The 24,354-nt window shown below is 73.0% G+C and carries 21 protein-coding genes; 12 read left to right on the forward strand and 9 right to left on the reverse strand.

Going from position 1 to position 24,354, the window contains the following annotated elements:
- A complete protein-coding gene (locus ACMCNN_RS08610; RefSeq protein ID WP_412745646.1) occupies positions 1 to 1,356 on the reverse strand; it encodes an ABC transporter substrate-binding protein in 1,356 nt (451 codons plus the stop codon).
- Positions 1,357 to 1,618: 262 nt separating this feature from the next.
- Entirely contained in the window at positions 1,619 to 2,662 is a 1,044-nt protein-coding gene (locus ACMCNN_RS08615) for a LacI family DNA-binding transcriptional regulator (protein WP_412745647.1), read from the reverse strand.
- 210 nt (positions 2,663 to 2,872) lie between these two features.
- Here ACMCNN_RS08615 and ACMCNN_RS08620 point away from each other — a divergent pair, with 210 nt between their 5' ends.
- The 6 genes from ACMCNN_RS08620 to ACMCNN_RS08645 all read left to right on the forward strand — a co-directional run bounded on the left by ACMCNN_RS08620 (position 2,873) and on the right by ACMCNN_RS08645 (position 8,124).
- Positions 2,873 to 3,379 (forward strand): methyl-accepting chemotaxis protein, encoded by a 507-nt coding sequence (locus ACMCNN_RS08620; RefSeq protein ID WP_412745648.1) that lies wholly within the window; start codon positions 2,873 to 2,875, stop codon positions 3,377 to 3,379.
- Between the two features lie 124 nt (positions 3,380 to 3,503).
- The gene (locus ACMCNN_RS08625; protein WP_412745649.1) at positions 3,504 to 3,965 is read left to right on the forward strand and encodes a YchJ family protein; all 462 of its coding nucleotides are present in this window, start codon (positions 3,504 to 3,506) and stop codon (positions 3,963 to 3,965) included.
- 71 nt (positions 3,966 to 4,036) lie between these two features.
- Entirely contained in the window at positions 4,037 to 4,912 is an 876-nt protein-coding gene (locus ACMCNN_RS08630) for a tryptophan 2,3-dioxygenase (protein WP_412745650.1), read from the forward strand.
- Complete coding sequence (kynU, locus tag ACMCNN_RS08635; RefSeq protein WP_412745651.1) at positions 4,909 to 6,138, forward strand: kynureninase; 1,230 nt, start codon at positions 4,909 to 4,911, stop codon at positions 6,136 to 6,138. Before ACMCNN_RS08630 ends, kynU begins: the two co-directional genes overlap by 4 nt.
- Entirely contained in the window at positions 6,135 to 7,262 is a 1,128-nt protein-coding gene (locus ACMCNN_RS08640) for an amidohydrolase family protein (RefSeq protein ID WP_412745652.1), read from the forward strand. Before kynU ends, ACMCNN_RS08640 begins: the two co-directional genes overlap by 4 nt.
- 16 nt (positions 7,263 to 7,278) lie before the next feature.
- Positions 7,279 to 8,124 carry an SDR family oxidoreductase gene (locus ACMCNN_RS08645; protein WP_412745653.1) on the forward strand — a complete coding sequence of 282 codons (846 nt, stop codon included), beginning with the start codon at positions 7,279 to 7,281 and terminating at the stop codon, positions 8,122 to 8,124.
- A gap of 110 nt (positions 8,125 to 8,234) precedes the next feature.
- On the opposite strand, the gene ACMCNN_RS08650 is transcribed toward ACMCNN_RS08645, so the two are convergent.
- The 4 genes from ACMCNN_RS08650 to ACMCNN_RS08665 form a co-directional block, all read right to left on the reverse strand.
- The gene (locus tag ACMCNN_RS08650; RefSeq protein ID WP_412745654.1) at positions 8,235 to 9,548 is read right to left on the reverse strand and encodes a glycosyltransferase; all 1,314 of its coding nucleotides are present in this window, start codon (positions 9,546 to 9,548) and stop codon (positions 8,235 to 8,237) included.
- 129 nt (positions 9,549 to 9,677) lie between these two features.
- Positions 9,678 to 10,049, reverse strand: coding sequence for a VOC family protein (locus ACMCNN_RS08655; protein WP_412745655.1), 372 nt, complete (start codon positions 10,047 to 10,049; stop codon positions 9,678 to 9,680).
- Between the two features lie 89 nt (positions 10,050 to 10,138).
- Positions 10,139 to 12,484 (reverse strand): ATP-binding protein, encoded by a 2,346-nt coding sequence (locus ACMCNN_RS08660; RefSeq protein WP_412745656.1) that lies wholly within the window; start codon positions 12,482 to 12,484, stop codon positions 10,139 to 10,141.
- Between the two features lie 85 nt (positions 12,485 to 12,569).
- Positions 12,570 to 12,776, reverse strand: coding sequence for a DUF5999 family protein (locus tag ACMCNN_RS08665; protein ID WP_412745657.1), 207 nt, complete (start codon positions 12,774 to 12,776; stop codon positions 12,570 to 12,572).
- A 225-nt stretch (positions 12,777 to 13,001) separates the two neighbouring features.
- On the opposite strand from ACMCNN_RS08665, the gene ACMCNN_RS08670 reads away from it, so the two are divergent.
- On the forward strand, positions 13,002 to 13,280 hold the full coding sequence (locus ACMCNN_RS08670) for a sigma factor-like helix-turn-helix DNA-binding protein (protein WP_412745658.1): 279 nt from the start codon (positions 13,002 to 13,004) through the stop codon (positions 13,278 to 13,280).
- A gap of 27 nt (positions 13,281 to 13,307) precedes the next feature.
- Here ACMCNN_RS08670 and ACMCNN_RS08675 read toward each other — a convergent pair whose 3' ends face one another.
- Positions 13,308 to 15,494: an N-acetylmuramoyl-L-alanine amidase gene (locus tag ACMCNN_RS08675; protein WP_412745659.1), complete on the reverse strand. Its 2,187-nt coding sequence runs from the start codon at positions 15,492 to 15,494 to the stop codon at positions 13,308 to 13,310.
- A 170-nt stretch (positions 15,495 to 15,664) separates the two neighbouring features.
- Here ACMCNN_RS08675 and ACMCNN_RS08680 point away from each other — a divergent pair, with 170 nt between their 5' ends.
- The 4 genes from ACMCNN_RS08680 to ACMCNN_RS08695 all read left to right on the forward strand — a co-directional run bounded on the left by ACMCNN_RS08680 (position 15,665) and on the right by ACMCNN_RS08695 (position 20,174).
- Complete coding sequence (locus ACMCNN_RS08680; protein WP_412745660.1) at positions 15,665 to 17,995, forward strand: putative bifunctional diguanylate cyclase/phosphodiesterase; 2,331 nt, start codon at positions 15,665 to 15,667, stop codon at positions 17,993 to 17,995.
- Between the two features lie 74 nt (positions 17,996 to 18,069).
- Entirely contained in the window at positions 18,070 to 18,600 is a 531-nt protein-coding gene (locus ACMCNN_RS08685) for a hypothetical protein (protein WP_412745661.1), read from the forward strand.
- Between the two features lie 145 nt (positions 18,601 to 18,745).
- The gene (locus ACMCNN_RS08690) at positions 18,746 to 19,672 is read left to right on the forward strand and encodes a GlxA family transcriptional regulator (RefSeq protein WP_412745662.1); all 927 of its coding nucleotides are present in this window, start codon (positions 18,746 to 18,748) and stop codon (positions 19,670 to 19,672) included.
- A 103-nt stretch (positions 19,673 to 19,775) separates the two neighbouring features.
- On the forward strand, positions 19,776 to 20,174 hold the full coding sequence (locus ACMCNN_RS08695) for an HAD family hydrolase (protein WP_412745663.1): 399 nt from the start codon (positions 19,776 to 19,778) through the stop codon (positions 20,172 to 20,174).
- Positions 20,175 to 20,225: 51 nt separating this feature from the next.
- Here ACMCNN_RS08695 and ACMCNN_RS08700 read toward each other — a convergent pair whose 3' ends face one another.
- Positions 20,226 to 21,143: a DUF389 domain-containing protein gene (locus ACMCNN_RS08700; protein ID WP_412745664.1), complete on the reverse strand. Its 918-nt coding sequence runs from the start codon at positions 21,141 to 21,143 to the stop codon at positions 20,226 to 20,228.
- Between the two features lie 158 nt (positions 21,144 to 21,301).
- On the opposite strand from ACMCNN_RS08700, the gene ACMCNN_RS08705 reads away from it, so the two are divergent.
- Positions 21,302 to 22,654 carry an FAD-dependent oxidoreductase gene (locus ACMCNN_RS08705; protein ID WP_412745665.1) on the forward strand — a complete coding sequence of 451 codons (1,353 nt, stop codon included), beginning with the start codon at positions 21,302 to 21,304 and terminating at the stop codon, positions 22,652 to 22,654.
- A gap of 65 nt (positions 22,655 to 22,719) precedes the next feature.
- On the opposite strand, the gene ACMCNN_RS08710 is transcribed toward ACMCNN_RS08705, so the two are convergent.
- Entirely contained in the window at positions 22,720 to 24,351 is a 1,632-nt protein-coding gene (locus tag ACMCNN_RS08710) for an ATP-binding protein (protein ID WP_412745666.1), read from the reverse strand.
- Positions 24,352 to 24,354 lie beyond the last annotated feature (3 nt).

The following is a 24,354-nucleotide window of genomic DNA, read 5'->3' on the forward strand; positions in this document are numbered from 1 at the left end:
TTACCGGACCCCGGCCAGGATGGAGTTGACCTGCTTCTCGGCGTCGGTCAGGAGCTGGTCGACGTTCGCGTCCTTGTCGGTCAGCACCTTCTGCATCGCGACGTCGAGCACGGCGTAGATCTGCTGGGCGTTCGGCGGCTCCAGCTTGACCGGGATGTGGCCCGTCGCGGCGACGAACGGGGCGTAGTTCTGCTGCGGGACGTTCGCGTACTGCTTGTCGGCGGCGGCCTGCTTGGCCGCGGCGTCGCCGGTGTAGATCGCGGGTTCGGGCAGGCCGACGGGCTGCTTCGTCTCACTGGCCCACTTGTTCTCGGCGGCGATCCGGTCGGGGGAGGTGAACCAGAACGTCAGCCACTTGAGGCCCGCGCGGATCTTCTCGGGGCTCAGCCCCGCTTTGAACATGTAGCCCTCGCCGCCGCCCAGCGTGCCCTGGCCGTCCGGGATCGGCCCCAGGCCGTACGTCTGGTAGTCGCCCTTGTACTGGTTGACGATCGTGGGGATGTTGTCGGCCGTGGCCAGGTACATGCCGAGCTTGCCGCCACCCATCATCTGCAGCAGGTCGGCCCATTCGAGCAGCTGGCGGCTGCCCATCGAGTTGTCCGTCCAGCGCATGTCCTTGAGCTGCTGCAGGACCTGGTGGACCTGCGGGGTGTTGAAGGCGGCCTTCCACGTGCCGCCGTCGTTGACCGCGACGTCGCCGCCGAGTGAGTACAGCTCCGTGGTGAAGTGCCAGCCACCGGTGTTGCTCTTGCTGTAGTCGCCGTACCCGACGTATCCGCTGCCCAGCCCGGCGATCTTCTTGGCGGCGGTGCGCAGGTCGGCCCAGGTGGTGGGCGGTGCGTTCGGGTCCAGCCCGGCCCTGGTGAACAGGTCGCGGTTGTAGAGCAGACCCATCGAGTAGTTCTTGTACGGCAGGCCGTACGTGCCGCCCCTGCCGTCCTGGAAGACCCGCAGCACCTCGGGCTTGATCTGGGTGGTGACCGGGAAGTCCGTGAGGTACTTGCTGACGTCGGAGACCTGGTGCTTGGCGATCAGCCCGGCCGGGTCGGTGAAGTAGACGTAGAAGACGTCCTCCAGCTGGCCGCCCGCCAGCTTGGCCGGGAAGGTCTGCGGATCCATCTTGCCCTCGCGGGCGTCGATCGTGATGTCCGGATTCGCCTTCTCGAACTCCGCGACGTTGGCCAGGAAGCGGTCGTGGTTGGCCTTCTCGGTGGCCGGGGGCAGGCCGTTGATCACCAGGGTGACCCTGCCGTCCTTCGTGGCCGGGGCGTCGTCGCCGCCGCAGGCGGTGGCCGACAGGCAGACGCCGGCCGCCAGCAGCAGCCCGAGCGCGGTGCGCAGCGTGAACGTGGACATATGACATCGCCCTTTCGCAGGGGTGGGTGTGGGCGTGCTGGGGATGCGGAGGGGACGGGGGCGGGAAGCCCGCATGTTTCGTGGCGATGACGATACAAAGTCGAACTGAGATCCGCAAGAAATGAATCAGAAGAAGAAAAAACTCGACTGCATCCCGGGATAGGAAGCAGCGAAGGGCGGGCCGGATCGGCCCGCCCTTCGGCGTCGATGAATGTCCCGCTCGGCGCGGGTCCGCGTCAGTCCTGCTTCCTGCGGGGCGGCGTCAGTCCGGTGCGGACCGAGGCCCGGTCGGGGCGGCGCCGCGCGCCGGGGCCCGCCCGGTGGAGCCGCGTACCACCAGCTCCGGCTCGAACAGCAGCTCGTCCGTGCCGGCCGCGGCGCCCTCGATCTGGTGCACCAGCACGTCCACCGCCGCCTGGCCCATCAGCTCGATCGGCTGGCGCACCGTCGTCAACGGCGGATCGGTGCAGGTCATCAGCGCGCTGTCGTCGAAGCCGACGACAGAGACGTCGTCCGGCACGGCCAGCCCCAGCCGCCGCGCGGCCCGGATGGACCCCAGCGCCAGCACGTCACTGGCGCAGATCAGGCCGGTCACCCCGCGCTGCATCAGCCGGGTCGCGGCCAGCCGGGCGCTCTCCATCGAGAAGGTCGTGCGCTCGACCAGTGCCTCGCGGTCGGCCTCGGACCAGCCGCCCACCGCGGCCGCCGCGGCCAGCTTGCGGCGCGACGGCACATGATCCTCCGGGCCGGTGACCAGGCCGATCCGCTCGTGGCCCAGCGAGCGCAGATGACCGTACGCCTGCTCGACCGCGACCGCGTCGTCCGTGGAGATGTGCGGGAAGCCGAGCCCCGGCACGCCCGCGTTGACCATCACCACCGGCATCCGCCGCTCGCGGAGCTGCCGGTAGTGGCCGTGCTCGGCCGTGGCCAGCGCGTACGCCCCGCCGGCGAAGACCACGCCGGAGACCTGGTGGTCGAGCAGCATCTCGATGTAGTCGCGCTCCGGGACGCCGCCGATCGTGCGCGCGCACAGGGCCGGGGTGAAGCCGCGCTGCGCCAGCGACGCGGTCACCACCTCGGCCAGTGCCGGGAAGATCGGGTTCTGCAGCTCCGGCAGGACCAGGCCGACGAGGCGGCCGCGTTCCCCGCGCAGCTTCGTCGGCCGCTCATAGCCCAGGACGTCGAGCGCGGTCAGCACGGACGTGCGGGTCGCCGCGGACACCCCGCTGCGGCCGTTGAGCACCCGGCTGACGGTCGCCTCGCTGACGCCCGCCTTCTTCGCCACCTCGGCGAGACGCTTGGTCACGGGCGCCATCGTACGTCGGATTATTGAAAGTCTTGCAGCAAGGGCGGTCGGCTTTTGCAGCCGCTGCCGACGGGCCGTCAGCAGGACGGCCCGGCCCGCGCTCAGCCCGGCGCCGGGGATTCGACGAGTGGCACCAATCAGGCCAAAACGGTGCGGTTGCCCAGCCCGGGGTGCGATGTTGGGACCAGGGGGAAGGGATGGGCGCGAAGCATGACCGACTGGGACATCACCGCCACTGACGAACAGCAGGACGAGGGCGCATACGAGTACGGCGGCCACGGCCGCGGCGACTCGGTGCAGCGGCTCGCCGACGTCAGCAACACGATGGCGACCGCCACCAGGCAGGCCGTCAAGGCGGCCGAGATGGCCGTCGCCGTGATCCAGCGGCTCGACGCGAGCAGCACCGAGATCGGCAAGGTCGTGCAGCTGATCGCCACGATCGCCAAGCAGACCAACCTGCTCGCCCTCAACGCGACCATCGAGGCGGCCCGCGCCGGCGAGGCGGGTCGCGGGTTCGCGGTGGTCGCCAGCGAGGTCAAGGACCTGGCCAACGAGACCGCCACGGCCACCAACGAGATCGGCGGGCAGGTCGGCGGCATCCGCGCGGACACCCAGAACGCCGTCTCGGCCATCGAGGAGATGCAGCACCTCATCGCCGAACTGGACCGCTGCCAGCAGATCATCAGCGGCATCGTCGCCGAGCAGCAGGCCGGCTGACCGCTCCGGCGGCCGGTCGGCGGCCGCGTGATGTTTCCCGGTGCCGCTGGCGGCGTTGCCGCGGTGGGCGCCGCCTCGGGCGATCGCCCGGAGCCGGGCGGGGCCGATGCGCGAGGATGGGGACATGGCACGACGTACCGCACGCCGCACCGCGCCCAGCCGGACCGCCGGCCCCAGCCCCGCCGCCGACGCCGGACCGTGCCCGTGCGGGCTCGACCTGCCGTACGCGCAGTGCTGCGGCCCGGCCCACCACGGACACGCCCCGGCCAGCGCCGAAGCCGTGATGCGCGCCCGGTACAGCGCCTACGCCCGCGACGACGACGCGTACGTGCTCAGCTCCTGGCACCCCGACACCCGGCCCGCCGAGATCACCGCCGACCCCGGCCTGAGCTGGGTACGCCTGGAGATGCTGGGTACCAGTGGGGGAGGCCTGTTCGACGCCGAGGGAGTGGTCGAGTTCCGCGCCCACTTCCGCGACCACGGCCGCCCCGGCGATCTGTACGAGCGCAGCCGCTTCGTACGCCACGACGGGCAGTGGGTCTACTGGGGGCCGATCCTCGGCGACGGCGACCTCGCGAACTCCTGAACCATGTGATGTGCTGAGGTTGGGGCGAAGATCGTCAGTACGACCGGGATCAGCACAACGAGGAGCCGTCAATGTCGACGCGCAGCCACGAGCGACCAATCGAGGACGAGATCGTCCGCGACTTCAAGGTCAACCTCTCGTACGGCAAGTATCTGCACCTGGATCAGATCCTGTCCGCGCAGCATCCCGTCAGCACCCCCGTGCACCACGACGAGCTGCTGTTCATCCTGCAGCACCAGACCTCCGAGCTGTGGCTCAAGCTGATCCTGCACGAGCTGCGCGAGGTGCAGCGCCGGCTGGCCGCCGACGAGCTGCGCCCCGCCCTGAAGGGCCTGGCCCGGGTCAAACACATCCAGCACTGCCTCACCGAGCAGTGGTCCGTGCTGGCCACCCTCACCCCGACCGAGTACGCCGAGTTCCGCAGCTTCCTGGGCACCTCATCGGGCTTCCAGTCGTACCAGTACCGGGCGATCGAGTTCACGCTCGGCAACAAGGACCGGCAGATGCTGCCGGTCTTCGACCACGACCCGGCCGCTCAGGCGATGCTCACCGAGGCCCTGGAGCGGCCCAGCGTGTACGACGAGTTCCTGCGCCTGCTCGCCCGCCGCGGCCACGAGGTGCCCGTGACGATCCTCGAACGCGACGTCACCGAGGGCTATCGGATGCACCCCGAGCTGGTGCCGGTGTTCGTGAACATCTACGAACACGCCGAGCAGCACTGGGAGGCGTACGAGGCGTGCGAGGAGTTCGTCGACCTGGAGGAGAACTTCCAGTACTGGCGGTTCCGGCACCTCAAGACCGTCGAACGCACCATCGGCTACAAGCGCGGCACCGGCGGATCCAGCGGCGTCGCCTTCCTGCGGCGGGCCCTCGACCTGACCTTCTTCCCGGAGCTGTACGCGGTGCGCACGGAGATCGGCGTGCCCGGCGGGAACGACGCCCCATGACCGACGACCTGCTCGCCCGCGCCGAATCCCTCGACGCGGCGGACCCCCTGGCACCCCTGCGCGCCCGGTTCGTCACCCCCGACGGCCACGACGTCATCTCGTACCTGGACGGCAACTCGCTGGGCCGGCCGCTGGAGGCCACCGCCCGGCTGATGGAGTCCTTCGTCCGCGAGCAGTGGGCCGGGCGGCTCATCCGCGGCTGGACCGACGGCTGGCTGGAATGGCCCGAGGTGCTCGGCGACCGGCTCGGCGCGGTGGCCCTCGGCGCCGGCCCGGGCCAGGTGGTGATCGCCGACTCGACCACGGTGCTGCTGTACAAGCTGGCCCGCGCCGCCGTCGACGCCCAGCCCGGCCGCCGCCGGGTCGTCCTGGACACCGACAACTTCCCCACCGACCGGTACGTGCTGGAGGGCATCGCCGCCGAACGCGGGCTGGAACTGGTCTGGATCGAGACCGACCCGGCCACCGGCATCCAGCCCGAGCAGGTCGCCGCCGCCGTCGACGGTGACACGGCGCTGGTGCTGTTCAGCCACGTCGCGTACCGGTCGGGGTGGATGGCGGAGGCCGCCGAGATCAACCGGATCGCGCACGCCGCCGGGGCGCTGACGCTGTGGGACCTGAGCCACTCCGTCGGCAGTGTGCCCGTCGAGCTGGACTCCTGGCAGGCCGATCTCGCGGTGGGGTGCACGTACAAATATCTCAATGGGGGGCCCGGCGCGCCCGCCTTCGGTTACCTGCGCCGCGGCCTGCAGGACCGGCTGCGCCAGCCCATCTGGGGCTGGATGGGCCACCGCGCGTCCTTCCACATGGGACCCGGCTTCGAGCCCGCGCCCGGCGCCCGCGCCCTGCTCAGCGGCACCCCGCCCATCCTGGCCATGGTGCCGCTGCACGCCAACCTCGACCTGCTGGCCGAGGCGGGCATCGCCGCGGTCCGGGCCAAGTCGGTGCAGCTCACCGGGTACGTCCTGGAGGTGGCCGACCGGTGGCTCGCGCCGCTGGGCGTCGAGGTGGTCAGCCCCCGCGAGGCGCACCGGCGCGGCGGCCACGTCACCCTGTGCCGTCCCGGATTCGAGCAGATGCTGGACGCCCTGTGGGGGCAGGGGGTGATCCCGGACTACCGCCGCCCGGACGGCATCCGGATCGGGCCCGCGCCGCTGAGCACGAGCTTCGCCGAGGTGTACCGGGGTTTGTCCGTGCTGCGCGCCCAGCTCGACAAGCAGCGGTGACCGCCGGGAACGGCCCGACCGGGCCGGATTCGCTTGTCGCCGACTCGGAATGGCTCGCCGCCGACTCGGAGTGGCTTGTCGCCGACTCGGTGTGGTGGGGCGGGCGGCTGCGGCACGCCGAGGCGGTGCGGCTGCGCGGCGGCGTGCCCGTCGACGCGATTCCCGCCGCGCAGATGCCGTCGGACGCGGTGTGCCGTCGGCTGCCCGGAACGCTGCTGCCCGGACTCTGCGACGCGCACGTGCACTCGGCGCTGGTCGACCTCGGCACGGTCCGGGCGGGCGGGATCGCCGCGGTCTGGGACCTGGGCGGCGTACCGGCGGCGGTGGCCGCGCTCGCGGACCGGGCCGCGCAGCCCGGCTCCGGCCTGCCCCGGATCCGCCACGCCGGGCCGTTCCTGACCGCACCGGGTGGCTATCCCAGCGACAGGGCCTGGGCGCCGCCGGGCAGCTGGCGCGAGATCCGCTCAGCGGCCGACGCGGCCGAGGCCGTGGGGGAGGCGCACGCGGCCGGTGCCACGATCATCAAGGTCACCGTGCACGCCGGTGGCCCCATGCTGGACCCGGCGACGCTGACCGCCCTGGTCGACGCGGCCGGTGCGCTGCACCTGCCCGTCGTCGCACACGCCGAGGGACCCGGCACGGTCGCCGCCGCGTACGAGGCCGGGGCCCGGCTGCTGGCGCACACGCCGTGGACGGAGGCGCTGGACGCCGGGCTGGCGCGCGACTGCGCGGCGCGAATGACCTGGATCAGCACCCTCGACATCCACGGGTGGGGTACGCCGGACGCGGCTCAGGACACCGCGATCGGCAACCTGCGCGCCTTCCTGAGTCACGGCGGCGCGGTCCGGTACGGCACGGATCTCGGCAACGGCCCCCTGCCACCCGCGATCAACCCGCGCGAGATCCGGGCGCTGCAGCGGGCCGGACTGAGCCCGGACGACGTCCTGACCGCGATGACGGCCGCACCGGCTCGTCCTCGCACCGGCACCCACGCGCCGACCGGGGCCGAGCCGGCAGCCGAGCCGTGCTGGATCCCGGGTGGGCTCAGCCTCGAACCGGACGGGTTCGCCGACGTGCTGGCCACCGCGCGGGTGGTCGGCCCCGACGTCAGGCCGCGCGGATGAGGGCGGACAACCAGCCATGAGCCTCGTCGTCACCGGCGCCACCGGACGCCTCGGTGGACGAGTCGCACGCCGACTCGCCGCCACGACCGCAGAAGGGTTGCGGCTGCTCGTCCGCGATCCCGGCCGGGCGCCGCGGCTGCCCGGCGCCGAGGTGGCCGTCGCCGACTACGGCGACCCGGGCGCCCTGCGCGCCGCCCTGGCCGGAGCGCGGACGGTCCTCATGGTGTCCGCGGCCGAGTCGCCCGACCGGGTCGACCGGCATCGCGCCTTCGTGGACGCGGCCGCGGCCGCCGGGGTGGGGCACCTCGTGTACACGTCGTTCGTGGGCGCCGCGCCGGACGCCACGTTCACGCTGGCCCGCGACCACGCGGCCACCGAGGAGCACATCCGGGCCAGCGGACTGGCGTTCACGATCCTGCGGGACAACCTGTACGCCGACTTCCTGCCGCTGATGGTGGGCGACGACGGGGTGATCCGCGGCCCCGGCGGTCACGGGCGCGCGGCCGTGGTGGCGCAGGACGACATCGCCGACGCGGCCGTCGCCGTGCTGCGCGCCCCGGCCGCGCACGCCGGAGCGACGTACGACCTGACCGGGCCCGAGGCGCTGAGCTTCGCCGAGATGGCGACGGCGATCAGTGCGGCCACCGGCCGCCCGGTGCGCTACGAGCCGGAAACCCTGGCCGAGGCGTACGCGTCGCGGGCCCACTACGGGGTGCCGGACTGGCAGGTCGACGCGTGGGTCAGCACGTACACGGCGGTGGCGGCGGGCGAACTGGCCGCCGTGGATCCGGCGGTGCCACGGCTCACCGGGCGCCCGGCCACGTCGTTCGCCCGGGTGCTGACCGGCCCGGCGGGATCGTAGACGCCCGACCGCCGCGCCCGCGCGACCGGACTCCCCGGCCCGGGCGGGATGGGACGGATGGCCCGGAGACGGACGGCTCGGAGACGGACGGCTCGGAGACGGCTCGGCTGTCAGCCTCGTCGGCGGGAGTTCGCCACGGTCCGGCCGTCGCGCGGTTGCCGGGCTGCCAGCGCGCGGGCGTGCTGCAGGGTGGACAGCAACGCGAGGGTGGCCTCGGCGCCCTGGTGGTGCTCCGGGCCGTCCGGGGTCAGGGCGTCGAAGCAGCCACCGGTCACCGGGTCGTACATGACCTTGCCGGTGTCGTTGTCGCCCAGGAACCACGCGACGGCCTGGAACAGCGGCACGTCCCAGTGGGCGTCGCCGGTCACGCTCACGGCGGTGGCGCAGGCGTCCGCGGTGGCGGCGGCCTCGGCCGGTCGCTGGACACCACGCGCGGCGTCGCTGCTCGACGCGGTGCTGCCAGCCAGGACGCTGCTGCTGTCAGCCAGGACGCTGCTGCTGTCAGCCAGGACGCTGCTGCTGTCAGCTGGGACGTTGCTGCTGTCGGCTGGGACGTTGCGGCTGTCGGCTGGGACGTTGCTGCTGCACCCCGGGGCGTTGGTGCTGCGGCCCGAATCGGTGCCGTTGCGGTTGTCGGCGTGCCGGGTGCCTGGCGTCTCGGGGCGCAGGCCGCCGTCCGGCACCGGGGACAGGTGTCCATCATGTTCCTGGACGCCGCACAGCCAGGCGAGCATCCGTAGCCCCTCGGCGAACAGCGCCTCGTCGCCGAGCAGGTCGCCGGCCGCGACGACGACCTCGGCCAGGGCCGGATTCGCGTACGTGAGCTCGGGCTCCGGCCAGGCCCAGGACGGATCCACGCCGGGCAGGCCCACCACGGTCGCGGCGTCGGCCAGCAGGTCAGCCGCCGGGTCGGCGCGCGGGTCGGCGCGCAGCACCTCGGCGGCGCCCAGCCCGGCGAGGGCCATGGCGCGCGGCCGAGCCGAGCGAAGGCGTGCGCCCAGCCGGAACGCGTCCGCGGCGCCCTGGCGGATCCACGGCACCGTGCTGCGCGCTGCGGCGGTGCCCAGGCCCCACATCGCGTGACCCCACGGTTCGCCGGTCGACGGCTCGTCGAGCCAGCGCCGGTCGTAGCCGAGGCGACCGTGGAACGCGCCGTCCGGGGACTGCGCGTGCAGCAGGAAGGCCACGTAGCGTTCGGCCAGGCCGACGACCTGGGGGTTCGGGCGGGGGTCGCGGCTGGCCACCAGCAGCCCCCGCGCCGCGTCGGCCACCCGGTAGCCCTGCTCGCGGCGCGGTATGGCGGTGCTGGCGTGCCCGAGCAGGCCGGTGTCGTCGCTGAGCCGGGCGATCTGCGCCCAGCTGGGTGCGGGCGCGTCGGAGAGCCGGACCGGCGGCGGCACCAGCCGCAGGGTCTGCGCGGGCATGACCGGCCTTCCTGCTCGGCGGCTGCCTCCCCGCAGCACGGATGGGCACACGTTCCCCGGTCCCACGGCGACGGTAACAAGCCGGACGCGGCTTCCGGCTCGTTCGGGCAAACACCCGGTCGGGCCGGTCTAGCCCCCGGGACGCGCGCACAGGTCGAACGGGTGGCCGCCCGGGTCGAGCAGCACCCGCCACCGCTGCGGCTCCGGCTGCTCGGCGGGCTTGGCGGCGCCGAGCGCGAGCGCCTGCTCCTCCGCCTTGTCGAGATCGTCGACGTAGAAGTCGAGGTGGTAGCGCTTCGGGGCGGTCTCCTCCGGCCAGCCGGGCCCCGCATAGCCGGGCACCCGCCCGAAGCCGAGGCTCGTCGCGCCGTCGCTGACCATCGCGTAGTCGTCGGCGCTGTGCACCACCTCCCAGCCGAGCAGCCGGGAGTAGAAGGAGGCGAGCGCCGCCGGGTCTGCGGCGTCAAGGTTGATCATGGCCAGGGTGGCGATTCCGGACATGCCGGGGGCCCTTTCTGCGACGGGCGACGCCGATCGTCGCCGACCCCGCCGATCCTGCCCCGAGGGTGCGACAAGTTCGGTGCGGATCGTCAGGAACCCGGGCCGGGCTGCTGCTGCGCGGCCAGCCACCCGGCCACCTGGGCGCGGGAGGTGAAGCCCAGCTTGCTGAGGATGTTCTCGACGTGCCCCTCGGCGGTGCGCTGGGCCACCACCAGCCGCGCGGCGATCTCCCGGTTGGTCAGGCCCTCGGCGATCAGCCCCGCGACCTCCCGCTCACGGCGGGTGAGCCCGAAATCCGCACCGGCCGGTGCGTCGGCCCGTGGTACGGGCACCCGGCCTGGCTGTTCCAGCGCCGCCGCGACCGCCTCCGCCGCGGTCCAGTCGGCGCCCCGCCGCAGGGCGGCGTCGAACGCGCGCCGACCCAGGCGGCCGCGTACCGCGGTGGTGCATTCGTCGTGGAACTCCTTCAGGCCGCGGAACGACGACAGCGAGGTGTGCATCGCCCGCCACATCCGGTCCGACGCGCCGAGCAGCTGCGCCGCCCGCTGGTCGCGGCCCTCGCTGCCGGCGATCCAGGCCAGCGACTCCAGCGACAGGCCGACCGTGAACTGCTCGCCCGCGACGAACCGCTGCACCTCCAGGCTCTCCTTGGCCGCCTCGCTGGCGCCCGGATTGTCGCCCTCGCGCCAGCGCAGCACGCTCAGCGCCCACAGCGCGAACGAACGCCACCACACCTCGCCGCTGGCGGCGCCCATGTCCCGGCAGGCGACCAGGTCGGCGTACCCGTCCGCCGGCGTCCCGGTGAGGCCGCGGGTCAATCCGAGAACGGCCAGCGTCCACATCTGCCCGCTACGCCCCCGCAGCTCGCGGAACAGCCCCAGCGCTCGTTCGAACAGCGGCAGCGCGGTCGCGTGATCGCCGGAGAACAGGGCGAGGTTGCCCTCCACCAGCGGGATGTACGCCAGCTCCACCGAGCGCGGCAGCTGCCCGGCCAGCTCCCGCGCGTCGGCCAGCAACGCCCGGGCCCGTTCCCGATCGTCCTGCACGGTGGCGATCCAGGCGGCGACCCGCAGCGCCTTGACGCGGGTCCAGTGCCGCGGCGCGGGCATGGCGAGGGCCCGGTCGAGCCAGTGCCGCCCCTCGGACAGGAAGCCCCGGACGAACCAGTGGTTCTCCAGGTCGGCCGCGAAACGCAGCGCCCGCTGGGCGGGACCCGCGGTCACCGCGTACTCCAGGGCCACCCGCAGGTTGGCCTTCTCCTGGCGCAGCCGCAGCATGAGTGCCGCCTGGTCGGGGCTCACCCAGTGCCGGTCGCTGTACGCGGCCAGCTCGGCGAACCACCGGCAGTGGCGCTCCGTCACGGCCCGCTGCTCGCCCGCCTCGGCGAGGCGTAACGCGCCGTACTCGCGGACCACCTCGAGCATCCGGTAGCGGGCCCGCTGGCCGTCGCCGCTGCGGGTGATGACGGACTTGTCCACCAGCGACGCGATCAGATCCAGGATCGACTCGGCGGGCAGCTCGTCGTCCGCGCAGACCTGCTCCGCGGAGTCCAGCTCCAGGCCGCCGGAGAAGACGGAGAGCCGCGACCACAGCGCCCGCTCGGCGGGGGCGCACAGGTCCCAGCTCCAGTCGATGAGCGCCCGCAGGGTCTGCTGGCGCGCGGGCGCGTCGCGGGTCCCCGAGGTGAGCAGCCGGAACCGGTCGGTGAGCCGGTCCAGGAGCTGGTCGAGGGAGAGCACCCGCAGCCGGGCCGCGGCCAGCTCGATCGCCAGCGGTACGCCCTCCAGCGCCTGGCACAGCCGGGCGATGGTGGCGCAGTTGTCGTCGGTGACCGCGAAGCCGGGGTCGGCGGCGGTGGCGCGTTCCACCAGCAGGCTCGCCGACTCGTACCGGTCCAGCTCGGCGGCGGTGCAGGCGGTCTCCGAGTCCGGCACGGACAGTGGTTGCACGCTCAGGGTCGCCTCGCCGGCCAGCCGCAGGGCGTGCCGGCTGGTCGCCAGGACACGCAGCTCGGGGCAGGACCGCAGCAACGTCTCGGTCAGCTCGGCGCAGGCCGCCACGAGCTGCTCGCAGTTGTCCAGGACGAGCAGGATCCGCTGGTCGGCGAGGAACTCGGGCAGTCCCGGCGCGCCGGGGCCGACCGCCTGTTCGCGGATTCCGAGCGCCTCCGCCACGGCGACCGCCAGCAGGTCGGGATCGCGCAGCTCGGCCAGCTCCACCAGCCACACGCCGTCGGGGAAGGCCCGCCGCATCTCCGCGCCGACCCGCAGCGCCAGCCGGGTCTTGCCGACCCCGCCCGCGCCGGTCAACGTGACCAGCCGGCTGTTCGAGAGCATGCGGCGGACCAGCGTCACCTCCGCTCGGCGGCCCACGAAGCTGGTCACCTCGGCGGGCAGGTTGCCCAGGAAACCGCGCGGGGTCGTGGCGGTGCTCATAGGAGCACCGTAGTGCCGCGCCGGGCGGTCGCGGCGGGCGGATCGCCGCGCCGCGATCGGTTTCGGCGCTGCCTGCGGCAACGCCTCAGACCACGGCCGCGACCATCCGGCGTACGGCGGGGCGGTGCGGGGCGACGACCGTGCCGTCCGGCAGGATCTCGCCAGTGTCATCGAACGTCACCACTCCGTTACAGAGCAGGCTCCAACCCTGCTCAGGGTGAGTGGCCATCACCTTCGCGGCGTGATGATCGGTGTCGGCCGCATGGGGGCAAGGCGGCGCGTGCTCACACATGTCAGTCCCTCCTGCCTGCAACCATGCGCCGCCGCACGCGGAACTGACACGGGTGAACTACCTACCCGGTACCCGAATTCCGGTGACGTTCAGTTCCGACCGTACGAATACGGGTAGTGATCCGGGTAGTTGTCCCGGTGGTCTCCGGAGGGTGCCCACCGCACCATGGACCGCACCGCCCCCGCGGCGGTGATCCCGCATGGTGCAGGAGAGCGAGGTACGTGCATGGGCCGCCACGCCGCCGACCGGCCGGCGCGGTCCGTGCGCCCGCGACCCGGCACGGCGCCGCCCGGCACCACTGTGCTGCGGGCGCTGGACGAACTGTCCGCCGTGCACCGGGACGTGCTGGTGGAACTCTTCTATCGCGGCGACTCGCTGGAGGCGGCGGCGGCCGCGCGTGGCGTGCCGGTGGAGACGGTCAAGTCCCGGCTGTACTTCGCCATGCGGGCGTTACGCGCCGTACTCGACAGCCAGCTTGCGCCGGACCCGCCGGGCGCCCACTGATCCGGCGCGCGCGCCGACCCGGAACCGTCAGCGGAGCAGGACCAGCCCGTCCAGGGCGACGCCCGGGCGCCGGGCCGTGCCCTCGACCACGACCCGCACGGTGTGGGTAGCGCTGTCCGGCCACGAGCGGGCCCAGACCGCCATCCGGTGCTGCGTCGTCGCGGAGCGCAGGTCGACGACGCCGGAGTACCGGCCGTCCACGTAGATCTTCACCCGGCCGGAGGCCGGGGTCCGGCTGGCCGCCAGCGAGGCGGAGGAGCCGGTGAACGTGAAGGTCATGCTCGACCCTGCGGTGATGCTGCGCAGGGCCCGGCCACCGAAATATCCAGGGTCCACGACGTTCACCCAACCGCTGGTACGCACGGCGGCGCGTTCGGTCAGCATGAGCGGCGTCCGGGTGACCGTGGCCGTGCGGGTGTTGCCCGCCCGGTCCGCCGCCCGGATCGACCAGGTCGTCGACCGCCCCGGAGCCGCGGTGCTCGCCAGGGCGCGCGCGGTGGTGCTCAGGGCGGCCGCGCGCGGCCGGGTCAGGGTCACGGAGCGCAGACCGCCCGCGTCGGCCGCCGTCCAGCGCAGGTAGATCGGCACCGACCCGTCCAGCGACCCGCTGCGCAGCCACACCGCCGGGCCCGACGTGTACGTCGGCGCCGTCCGGTCGACGACCACGGCGCGGGTCAGGCTCACCGCGCGCCCGGAGAGGTGGTACGCACGGACGGTCACCACGTGCCGGCCGGGGTTCAGGTTCAGCAGGGTGGTGCGGTGCGCGCGGGGCGCGGAGGCGACCACAGTGCCGTCGACGATGACGTCGAATCGGTTGAGCAGCGCCGTGGGAGTGGCGGTCGTCCACAGCGGGCGGATCGGGCCGCGCGCGTAGAACGCGTCGCCGACCCGGGTGGCGCCGGTCATCCGGGCCATGCTGAAGTCGGCCGGGGCGGCACCCGCCAGGCTGCGGATCGCGCCGAGCTGCCCGTACAGGGTGTTGCCGGGGCACTCGGTCTTGCCGGTGTCGCGGTGCCCGGAGACGCGGTTGAGCGTGACCCGGGTGCCGGCCGGGAAGCGGTCGCTGCCGGACGACACGAGCACGGTCCGCTCGGTGGCCAGATGGCCGTACATGCCGATTTTGTACGCCGCGACCTGCGCGATCACCCAGCGCACCTTCGTGGCGACGGCGCTGTCGGTGTAGTCGCCGATGACCGCGATGGCCGCACTGTGCGAGTTGAAGCCGAGCGTGTGCGCGCCGAGCACGGGACGGTCCACCCCGCCCGCGCGGCCCTCGAACAGGGTGCCGCACTTGTCGACGAGGAAGTTGTACCCGATGTCGTTCCAGCCGTTGCTGCGCACGTGGTACGCCTGGATGCCGCGCACGATCCGCGCCGAGTCGGCGCACGAGTAGTCGTTGCTGGTCGCGGTGTGGTGCACGAACAGCACCTGCACGTCGGTCGTGTACTCCGGGGGGTGCACGACCATGGCCTCGTTCGCGGCCCAGCCGGCGCGGGTGACCACGGTCGGGGCGGGCCGGGGCGGCACGACGACGGCGGCGTTCGCGGCCGCCCGGCCCGGGGCCGGTTCGGTGAACGAGGTGCCGCCGATCTGCGCGGCGGAAGCCGAGGCACCAGCGGCGGTGGCCGGGGCGGCGGCCGGGGCGCCAGCAGCGGAGGCGCCCGAGGTCGCCGCAGCGGGCAGGTCGGCGTCGGGGTTGATCAGGTCCAGGCGCAGGCCTGCGGGGAGGGTGTGTGTCCCGGCGCCGGTCGTGACGCGGGCCTCGACCGCGTCCGAGTCGCCCACCCAGACGGGATCGGTGCTGCCGCGCCCGCCCGCGTCTGCGCTGCCCGCCGTGGCCGGGCTGGTCCCGTCCGATTCGAGGGCGCGCCAGGCGCTCCACCGGCCGTCGGCCGCCGCACGGGTACGGACCTGCACGGTGCCGTCGAGCCGGGCATGCGGATCGGTCCAGGTCGCCCCGAGCAGGCTGAACGGCTTCGTGACCCGCGGCGCCACGGTGAGTCCGGTCGCCTCGGCGCGGGCACTGCCCGGCGCGGCGAACGTCCCGGCCGGTGCGGAGGTGGGCAGCGCCAGCGTCTGCAACACCGGTTCCGCGGCGGGTCCCGCGTAGGCGGGCAGTTCGCGTGCCGCGGTCACTGTCACGGTGCCGGTGGCGGCCACCGCGGCGGTGGTCACGGCGGCGACGCTCCGGTTGATCGTCCGAATCACGTTCACGGATCTCCTGTCGGCAGGTACCGATTCAGGATGAATCGAGCAACACGGTTGTGTCCGACGTTGTGGGCAGGGTGGCCATGATCACCTCCCGATCGGGGGAGAATTTCCGGGATTTGGCCCCGCGATCGCACAATTCGTAATAAAGGCCGCCCGCGCGCCGATGGTCAGGCGTGCTTCCTCTGTCCGCGCGCCCCGAGCAGGCCGGTAGCCGTACCCCCTCCGGCGAGTTCCGACCGGCGGCCACGCGCCGAGTCACCACGCTGACCTGGGCCTTCGTGGCCGTCGGCGTCGGTGTCGTGGCGCTGCTCGCCTGGGGCCCGGCCGCGCTGCGCGACCCGGTCACGCTGCTCGCTCTCGCGGGCAGCCTCTGGGCGCTCACGTACGGACTGCGCCGCAACATCGCCCCCGACCAGCGCCTCCCATGGCGCTGCCTGCAGCTGTCGGCGTGGCTGTTCGTGGTGGCCATGGTGCTGCGTGCCATCGTGCCCGGCGCGGCCGCCACCCCGCCCGGCCCGATGGTCCTGATCCCCGACGCGTTCGTCCTCCCCGCCTACCTGATCATGGGGTACGGCTTCGCGGGCATGCTGCGCCGCCGCCGTGCCGCCGAGGACGACCCGGCACGGGTGGACGCCCTGCTCGTCGGGCTCGCGTCCGCGTTCATGACCTGGACGTACGTCATCGTCCCGCAGCTCGGCCACGCCGACGTCAACATCCTGCGACTGGCGAACTCCTTCTTCCCCGTCATCGATGTGGTCCTGCTCGTCCTCGTCGCCCAGCTCGCCCTGGCCGGTGGTGCCCGCCAGCCGTCGCTGTGGCTGCTCATCGGCGCGTCCAGCGCGATGTTCGGCGGGGACTTCCTGTTCACCCTGCGTGACACCCAGCTCCTGAACATCTCCCAGCACACCGTGGAGACGCTCTTCATCGCGGTGTTCCTGATGGTCGGGGCGTCGGCGTTGCACCCGTCGATGCGGACGCTCACCCAGCCGCAGCAGATCATCGCCCAGGACCTCAGCAAGGTCCGTACGGTTCTGATCGCGCTCGTGGTCGTCGTGCCCACGGTGATCACCACCCTGGAGCCCGCGCACGGTGTCCTCGACGGGGTCGTCCGTTCTGTACTCTGCGCGCTGCTCATCATCGGCGTCCTGGCCCGGGTCGTGCGCGCCAACAACTCCCAGGCGCGCGCCGAGCGGTCCATCCGCCGCCGCGCCACCCACGACGCGCTCACCGACCTGCCCAACCGCGAACTGCTGGCCGAGACCATCGCCTCCTGGGGCGACCGCGCGATCGCGGAGCAGCAGGAGATCAGCCTGCTCTTCATCGACCTGGACCGCTTCAAGATGGTCAACGACCACTGGGGACACCAGGTCGGCGACGAGTTGCTCTGCGCGGTCGCCGGACGGCTCGGCACCCAGGTACGCGAGCACGACCTGGTGTGCCGGATCGGCGGCGACGAGTTCGTCATCGCCATGGCCACCCCCTCACACTCCCGGTACGCGGAGTCACTGGCCGAACGCGTGCTCGGCGAGTTCGCGCGTCCGTTCCGGCTCGGCGTCGGCGAGGTGGTCATCTCCGCCTCCATCGGCGTGGCCAAGTCCCTCGGCGGGGCGCACGCCCTGGAGCTCATCCGCGACGCCGACACCGCCATGTACAAGGCCAAGGGCTCCGGCCGCAACGCCGTCGCCCTGTTCGACACGTCACTGCGCGACGAGGTGCGCGACCGGATGAACCTCGAACAGGCGCTGCGCGGTGCGATGGAACGGCACGAGCTGTCCGTGCACTTCCAGCCCATCGTGGACCTCGGCACCGGCGAGCTGGAAGGGTTCGAGGCGCTGATGCGGTGGCGGCACCCCGTGCTCGGCGCGGTGTCACCGATGCAGTTCATCCCCATCGCCGAGGAGACGGGCCTCATCGTCGAGGCCGGTGCCTGGCTGCTGCGCGAGTCGGCAAACCAGCTGACCCAGTGGATCGCCGAACGACCCAGCGACGCCCGGGACCTGCACGTCTCTGTCAACGTCTCCGTTCGCCAGCTGCGCGACGGCGCGCTCGTCGACGTCGTACGCGACGTGCTGGCCGAAACCGGTCTGCCGCCGCAGGCCCTCTGGCTGGAGATCACCGAGTCCGGTGTCATGGAGGACCTGAACACCGCGCTGGCCACCCTGCACGCGCTGCGCGAACTCGGCGTCGTGCTCTGCATCGACGACTTCGGCACCGGCTACTCGTCGCTGAGCTACCTGAACCGGCTGCCGGTGGGCATCGTCAAGCTGGACCGCTCGTTCGTCTCCGAGGTCGGGGAGAGCGGCGCCAACGAGCCCATCGTGCGGGCCGTGCTCGCCATGACGGGGGCGATGAACCTGCGGGTCGTCGCCGAGGGTGTCGAGACCGAGGTGCAGCGCGACTGGCTGCGCGCGCAGGGCTGCGACCTGGCGCAGGGCTGGTACTACGGCGCCGCGAAGCTCGCCACCGACCTGGACGACTGGATCCGGCCGACCGCGACGGTCTGACCACCGACCGAACTCGTGGTCACGATCTGACGCAGGTGGCGGCCCCGCACGGGGGCCATCGCTACCGTTGTCGGGTGGCTGAGATCCCGTGGTGGGGGCTCCCCCTCATCGCCGCCCTATTCGCCCTGGTCGGGGCCGGTGTGACGCTGCTCGTCACCGCACGTGACCACCGCCTGCACACCCGCGGGAGCAGGAACCGCCGCTGGTACGCCGAACGCAAGGACGCGTACGTCGCGCTGATGGCGGCGTACGAGCGGGTGGTGCACCGGCTGCGGACCGGGTACACGGCGGGGATCACCGAGCCCGATCCCGCCCGCTACTTCGACGAGGTCGGCCCGGCGCTCATGCAGGTTCGGCTGATCGCGTCGGCGCCCACCCGCAGCGCCGCCCTCGCCGTCCACCTGGTGCTGGAGCAGCTGCACAACCGGTGCCCGGCACCCGGTACCGCGACCGACCGGCCGTTCCTGGAGCTGCTCGGGCACGTACCGCTGCTGATGCACGAGTTCGAGGTGGCCGTCCGCGAGGAACTGGGCATCGAACCGAGCCCGCCGCCCGAGCCGGGCGGGGCGTCCGTACCGGAGGGAGTGCGGGAACTGCCCCGGTGAGCGGATCGTTGCCATCCCGGACCTGATCCGGCCTTCCGGCGGGCCCGGCCCCGGCTCAGGATGAAAGCCATGACGTGCGCGCTGTCCAGAGTGGTCGACGAGCCCACTGCCGCCACCGCGGGCCGGTGACCGGATCGTGAGCCGGGTGGTGTTCGTGTTGGCGCCCCGGCTGCATCTGCTCGACCTGGCCGGGCCCGCCCAGGTGTTCGGTACCGCCACGGACCAGGGCCACCGGTACGACCTGGCGTACGTCGCCGACACGTCGCAGGTCAGCAGCGCGCAGGGACTGACCCTGCAGGCCACCCTGGACTGGCCCCCGCTCACCCGCGACGACCTGGTCGTGGTGCCGGGCTGGCGCGCGCCCACCCTGGCCCGCTCGGGCCGGTTCGGCCGCCCGACCCTGAGCCGCATCGCCGCCCACCACGCGGCCGGGGGGACGGTGGCCGGCGTCTGCGCGGGGGCCGACGCGCTGGGCCGGGCCGGGCTGCTCGACGGCCGGCGCTGCACCACACACCACGACGTGCAGGACGAACTGGCCCGGCGCTACCCGGCGGCGCAGGTGATCCGGGACGTGCGCTACGTCGAGGACGGCCGGGTGGTCACCTCGGCCGGCATCGTCAGCGGCATCGATCTCGCGCTGCACCTCGTCGCGGTCCGCCACGGTCCGGCCGCCGCCGCGCGGGTGGCCCGGCAGATGGTGGTCTACGCGCGCCGCGACGGCGAGGCCCCGCAGGCCAGCGCGATGCTGCGGCACCGGGGCCACCTCAGCGACGCGGTACACCGGGTGCAGGACCGGATCGACGCCCAGTTCACAGAGACCCTGACCCTGGCCGATCTGGCTGCCACGGCCGGGGTCAGCCAGCGCACCGTGACCCGGCTGTTCACCGCGGCCATCGGGCAGACCCCCCTGCGCTACCAGCAGCTGCTGCGGGTGGAACGTGCAGAGCACCTGATCTCCCGGGGCGCCACCGTGGAGGCCGCCGCTCGCACGGTCGGCTTCTCCGACGCCCGCATGCTGCGCCGGCTGCGCGGGCGCGTCACCGTGGTGCCCGAGCCCGGCCGGCGCACCTGACCCGCAGGTCAAGATCCTTCCTCGGTACGCTGCGACTTCCTGCCCGCGGTCGGGGTGGCCTTCGACGAGGACCGGCTCGACGCGACGTTCGAGGGCTATCTGCGTGCGTACGAGCGGGCGTGGCGGGCGTACGACGACGTGCCGGCGGCGCTCGCGGCTGGCGGCCGCCGGATTGGTCACGGCCGTACTCACCAACGGGGACACCGCGCAGCAGCGCGACAAGCTGCGGCGGATCGGGCTCGACGGCCGGATCGGGCCGGTGTTCACCCCGGCGGATCTGGGAGTCGCCAAGCCGGATCCGGACGCGTTCCGCCGGGCCTGCGCCCACTGGGGTCTGCCGCCACACGCGGTGCTCAGTGTCGGCGACCGGTACGACCTGGACGTGCTGGCCGCCCGCGCGGCCGGGCTGGATGCGGTCCAACTCGACCGGCTCGGTGCCGGACCGGCCGGGGAGCCTCAGCGGATCACCTCCCTGCGCGAACTGGGGAACCACCTGCGCTGAGCGGGCGACCCCCTCGCGGGTGGGCGCGGCAAGCGGGCCGGTGACCCCGGCTCAGCTGCGCCAGGCCAGGCGCTGCACGACCAGGGTGAGCACGCCCGCGAGAGCGATCGCGGCGAGGTTGATGACCAGTTGCAGCGCCGATCCGGCGGCCTCGTTCATCACCCCGTACTCGAGGGCGACGGCCGCATTGGCCGCCGCCGGTACGGTGGTCACCGAGATCAGCACCCCGACGAGGGTGCCCGCCTTGGCCGAGGTGAGCGACAGCATCCCGGCGACCCCGGCCAGCAGACCGACCACCAAGCTCAACGCGTTCGGCTGCCAGATGAAGGCGGTCAGTGGGCGCTCACCGAGCAGCATGTCCTTGCTCACCAGGCCCATCGCGTCCAGCGCCCACGTGCTCAGCACCGTGCCGAGCATGCCGACCGGGAATCCCACCACCAGTGCCGTCAGCGCGCGGCCGATCAGGCCGCGCCGGAACCGTACGATGCCGACGCACAGCGCGGCCAGCGGCCCGAACTCCGGGCCGACCGCCATCGCCCCGACGATGAGGATGGGCTGGTCGATCAGCACGCCGATGCCCGCGATCGCGGTCGCCACGACCATGAACGTCAGGTACGCCCCGGACAGCTTGCACTCCTCGCCCGTGGCCTGCTCGATCTGCTCCCAGACGACCGCGTCCGCGCCGTGGCCCGGCACCCGGCGCGCCGCCCGGTCCCCGGCGGCGGACAGCACCGTGTCCACCCGCTCCAGCATGATCGAGCCGTCCTGGTCGATGCGTAGTTGCCGCAGGCGGGACAGCACTCCGCTGGCGGCCTCCCGGACCACGTTGCAGGAGAGCACGTCACCGTCCGCCGGGTCGCGGGCCGCCCCGGCCAGCACCACGAGGTGGGTGACGCCGGGATCCCCGTTCAACACCTCCTCGACGGCGGCGGTCCGGTCGGCGGGCGCGATGATCCGCAATTGCAGCACCCGGCCATCACATCACCGATCCGGTCGAGTGGCCCGCCGGTGACGCCGTAGCGAGCACGATGTCCATTGCGCGCATCGGTCCAGGCAGACGCTGACAGAATCCCGACTGACGGCCCCGGCGGCCCGATCATAGGCTGCCCGCAACATCAGGGGGCGACATGCACGCAGCCATCGTCGGAGCGGGGCCGACCGGACTGTTCACCGCGATCGCTCTCGCTCGCCGGGGGCACCGGGCCACGGTGGTGGACCGCGACGCCGGACCGGCGCCGGACGGCTCGTGGGACCGGCGCGGCGTCATGCAGTTCCACCATCCGCACGGCCTGCGGCAGCAGATCGTGGAGGCGCTGGAGGCGGAGCTGCCCGAGGTGCGCGACGCGCTGCTGGCCGCCGGCGCCGAGCTGACCGTCGTGCCGGCCGAGGGTGGCCACCCGTCGATGGTGGTCGGCATGCAGTGCCGCCGGTCCACGTTCGAGCGGGTGCTGCGCGCCGCGGCGGTCGCGGAGCCCGGCGTCACGCTGGTCCGCGGGCACGCCGACGACGTGCTGCGGGTGCGGGGCCGGGCGGGCGGGGTACGGGTGGACGGCGGGGAGCTCGCCGCCGACCTGGTCGTCAACGCCACCGGGCGCAGCGGGCGGTTCGCGGACGACCTGCGAGCGCCGGGCACGGCGGCCGACTGCGGCCTGGCGTACGTGTCACGCCAGTACCAGCTGCTGCCCGGTGCCGAACGCGGGCCGGTCAACGCCCCGATCGGGCTGATGATCCGGTTCCGTGGCTACCTGGCCGGGGTGTTCCTGCACGACAACCGGACGATCTCGGTGCTGATCGCGCGGCCCAGCACGGACCGGGCACTGGCGCTGCTGCGCGGCACGACCGCGTTCGACGCGGCGGTCCGGGCGATCCCGGGCCTGGACGCGTGGACGTCGCCGGAACGCACCCGGCCGATCACCCCGGTGCTGCCGGGCGGGCACCTGCACAACACGTACCGTGGCCAGCTCGACGCCGACGGGCGGGTGGCGCTGCCCGGCCTGGTGCATCTCGGCGACGCGGTGTGCACGACGAACCCGACCGCCGGGCGCGGCATGGCGACCAGTCTGATGCAGGCACACCGGATCGTGCTGTCGCTGGCCGAGCAGCACGACGTCGAGGCCGCGACGCGTGACTTCGACGCCTGGTGCACCGGGGAGATCCGGCCCTGGTTCCTCGACCACCTCGCGGTGGACGCGGACGAGATGCGGATGTGGGCGGGCGAGGACATCGACCTGAGTGGACCGCTCGGTTCGGGGCACATCGTCGCGGCCGCCCGGGCCGATCCGCGGCTCATGCGGGTCGTGGGGCCGTACCTGAGCATGCGGGCGCTGCCCGCCTCGCTGGCCGAGGCGGAGCCGCGGGCCCGGGAGATCTACGCCGGCGGCTGGCGTCCGCCCATCCCGGACGGTCCGACCCGCGACGACCTGGTCGACCTGATCGCACCGCTGGCGAGCGCACCGCAGCGCGCCCTCCTACCGCGGTAGACGGCTCAGCGGCACGCACGGTGGTGTTGCAAGGGTAGACGCAGCCGAATCGGGTGGGCGCGGTGTCAGGTCTTGGTTTTGGCGGGGAGCCGGATGCGGAAGGTGGTGCCGGGACCGCTGTGGTCGGCGAGGGTGATGGTGCCGCCGTGGCGTTCGACGATGGTGCGGGTGATGACCAAGCCGAGCCCGGTGCCGGGAATGCGTTGATTGACGGCGGTCGAGGTGCGGTAGAAGCGGCGGAACAGGTGTGCCCGCTCGTCGCGCGGGACGCCGATGCCGGTGTCGGAGACACTCCAGGTGATCCAGGGCGGGTCGGGGTCGTCGGGTTCGTCGTCGGCATGGGCGGTGATGGTGATGGCGCCGCCGACGGGGGTGTATTTGACGGCGTTGGAGATGAGGTTGTCGGCGACCTGTTGCAGCCGGCTGCCGTCGGCGTACAGCTCCAGGTGGGTGGGGGCGTCCACGCTGACGGTGAGGTTCTTGCCGGCGGCCTGCGTGCCGAGTGCTTCCACGGTGTGCGCGATGATCTCGGCCAGGTCGGTCGGCGCGGGGTGGATGGCCAGATGCCCGGATTCCAGCCGGGCCAGGTCGAGCAGGTCGTTGGCCATCGCGGTCAGCCGGTCGGCGCTGCGCGTGATGGCGTGCATGTATTGGCGTTGGTCGGTGTCGAGGTCGTCGGCGAGTTCCTCTTCCAGCAGTGACGCGGCGGCGGTGATGACGCCGAGCGGGTTGCGCAGTTCGTGGGTGATCAGGGTGAGGAACTCTTCCTTGGTGTGCGCCAGTTCCACTGTCAGTTCCTCGGCCCGGCGCCGTTCCAGGTACTGCCCGACCTGCGCGGCGACGCCGGTGAGCAGGGCAGTCAGGGCATCCTCGGGGTCTTCGGTGTGTTCGCCGTAGACACACAGCGCGCCGAGGACGTTGTCGCCGGAGCGGATCGGCACGCCGACGGCGACGTGCAGGCCGATGCGGGCGGCGGCCCGGCTGCGCAGGGACGCGGCGTCGGCGGCCAGGTCGGGAATCCACAGCGGACAGGCACGCTGATGGACGCGGCCGGGTAGGCCCATTCCGGGTTCGAGTTCATCGAGGGCGAAGCTGCCCAGTCGGCGCCCGGGTGCGGTGTACCGGGCCGCGCAGGTCAGGATCTGCTGGTCCTCGTCGGCCAGCCACAGTTCGGCGACCGGCCAGCCCAGCTTGACGCCGAGCGCTTCGACGACCCGGGCGGCGCCGGCGCGGCTGGACGGGATTTCGGCCAGGCCGCGGGAGACGGTGGCCTCGACCTCGGTGAACCGGCTGACGCGGCGGGCGACGGTGATGTCGTGACAGAAGGCGTGGAAGACCGGTCCGGTGCGGGTGACGGTGACCGTCAGGGTCATCTCGATCGGGAATTCGTGGCCGTCGGCGTGCAGCGCCTCCACCTGCCGACGCTGCCCGAGCAGCCGGGCCTGCCCACCGGCGGCCAGGCGGGTGAGGGCGGCGCGGTGGGCCGCCCGGTACCGCTCGGGGATGATCAGGTCGGCGACCTCCTGCCCGCACGCGTGGGTTTGCGTGTGACCGAAGGTCGCTTCGGCGGCCGGGTTCCAGCCGACCACCTGCCCTGCGGCGTCCATGGCCACGTAGGCGTCCAACGCAGCGCCGAGCACGGCCCGGGAATCGCCGAGGTCGTCGCTGTCGCAGTTGACCGGTTCCGGCCGGGTCACCGT

Source organism: Krasilnikovia sp. MM14-A1004, from assembly GCF_047159485.1.
GTDB lineage: Bacteria > Actinomycetota > Actinomycetes > Mycobacteriales > Micromonosporaceae > Actinoplanes.

Coding starts and splice junctions, on each gene's coding strand:
- ACMCNN_RS08610 (WP_412745646.1), bottom strand. CDS start 1,356: ATGTCCACGTTCACGCTGCGCACCGCGCTCGGGCTGCTGCTGGCGGCC.
- ACMCNN_RS08620 (WP_412745648.1), top strand. CDS start 2,873: ATGACCGACTGGGACATCACCGCCACTGACGAACAGCAGGACGAGGGC.
- ACMCNN_RS08625 (WP_412745649.1), top strand. CDS start 3,504: ATGGCACGACGTACCGCACGCCGCACCGCGCCCAGCCGGACCGCCGGC.
- ACMCNN_RS08630 (WP_412745650.1), top strand. CDS start 4,037: ATGTCGACGCGCAGCCACGAGCGACCAATCGAGGACGAGATCGTCCGC.
- kynU (WP_412745651.1), top strand. CDS start 4,909: ATGACCGACGACCTGCTCGCCCGCGCCGAATCCCTCGACGCGGCGGAC.
- ACMCNN_RS08645 (WP_412745653.1), top strand. CDS start 7,279: ATGAGCCTCGTCGTCACCGGCGCCACCGGACGCCTCGGTGGACGAGTC.
- ACMCNN_RS08650 (WP_412745654.1), bottom strand. CDS start 9,548: ATGCCCGCGCAGACCCTGCGGCTGGTGCCGCCGCCGGTCCGGCTCTCC.
- ACMCNN_RS08655 (WP_412745655.1), bottom strand. CDS start 10,049: ATGTCCGGAATCGCCACCCTGGCCATGATCAACCTTGACGCCGCAGAC.
- ACMCNN_RS08660 (WP_412745656.1), bottom strand. CDS start 12,484: ATGAGCACCGCCACGACCCCGCGCGGTTTCCTGGGCAACCTGCCCGCC.
- ACMCNN_RS08665 (WP_412745657.1), bottom strand. CDS start 12,776: ATGTGTGAGCACGCGCCGCCTTGCCCCCATGCGGCCGACACCGATCAT.
- ACMCNN_RS08670 (WP_412745658.1), top strand. CDS start 13,002: ATGGGCCGCCACGCCGCCGACCGGCCGGCGCGGTCCGTGCGCCCGCGA.
- ACMCNN_RS08705 (WP_412745665.1), top strand. CDS start 21,302: ATGCACGCAGCCATCGTCGGAGCGGGGCCGACCGGACTGTTCACCGCG.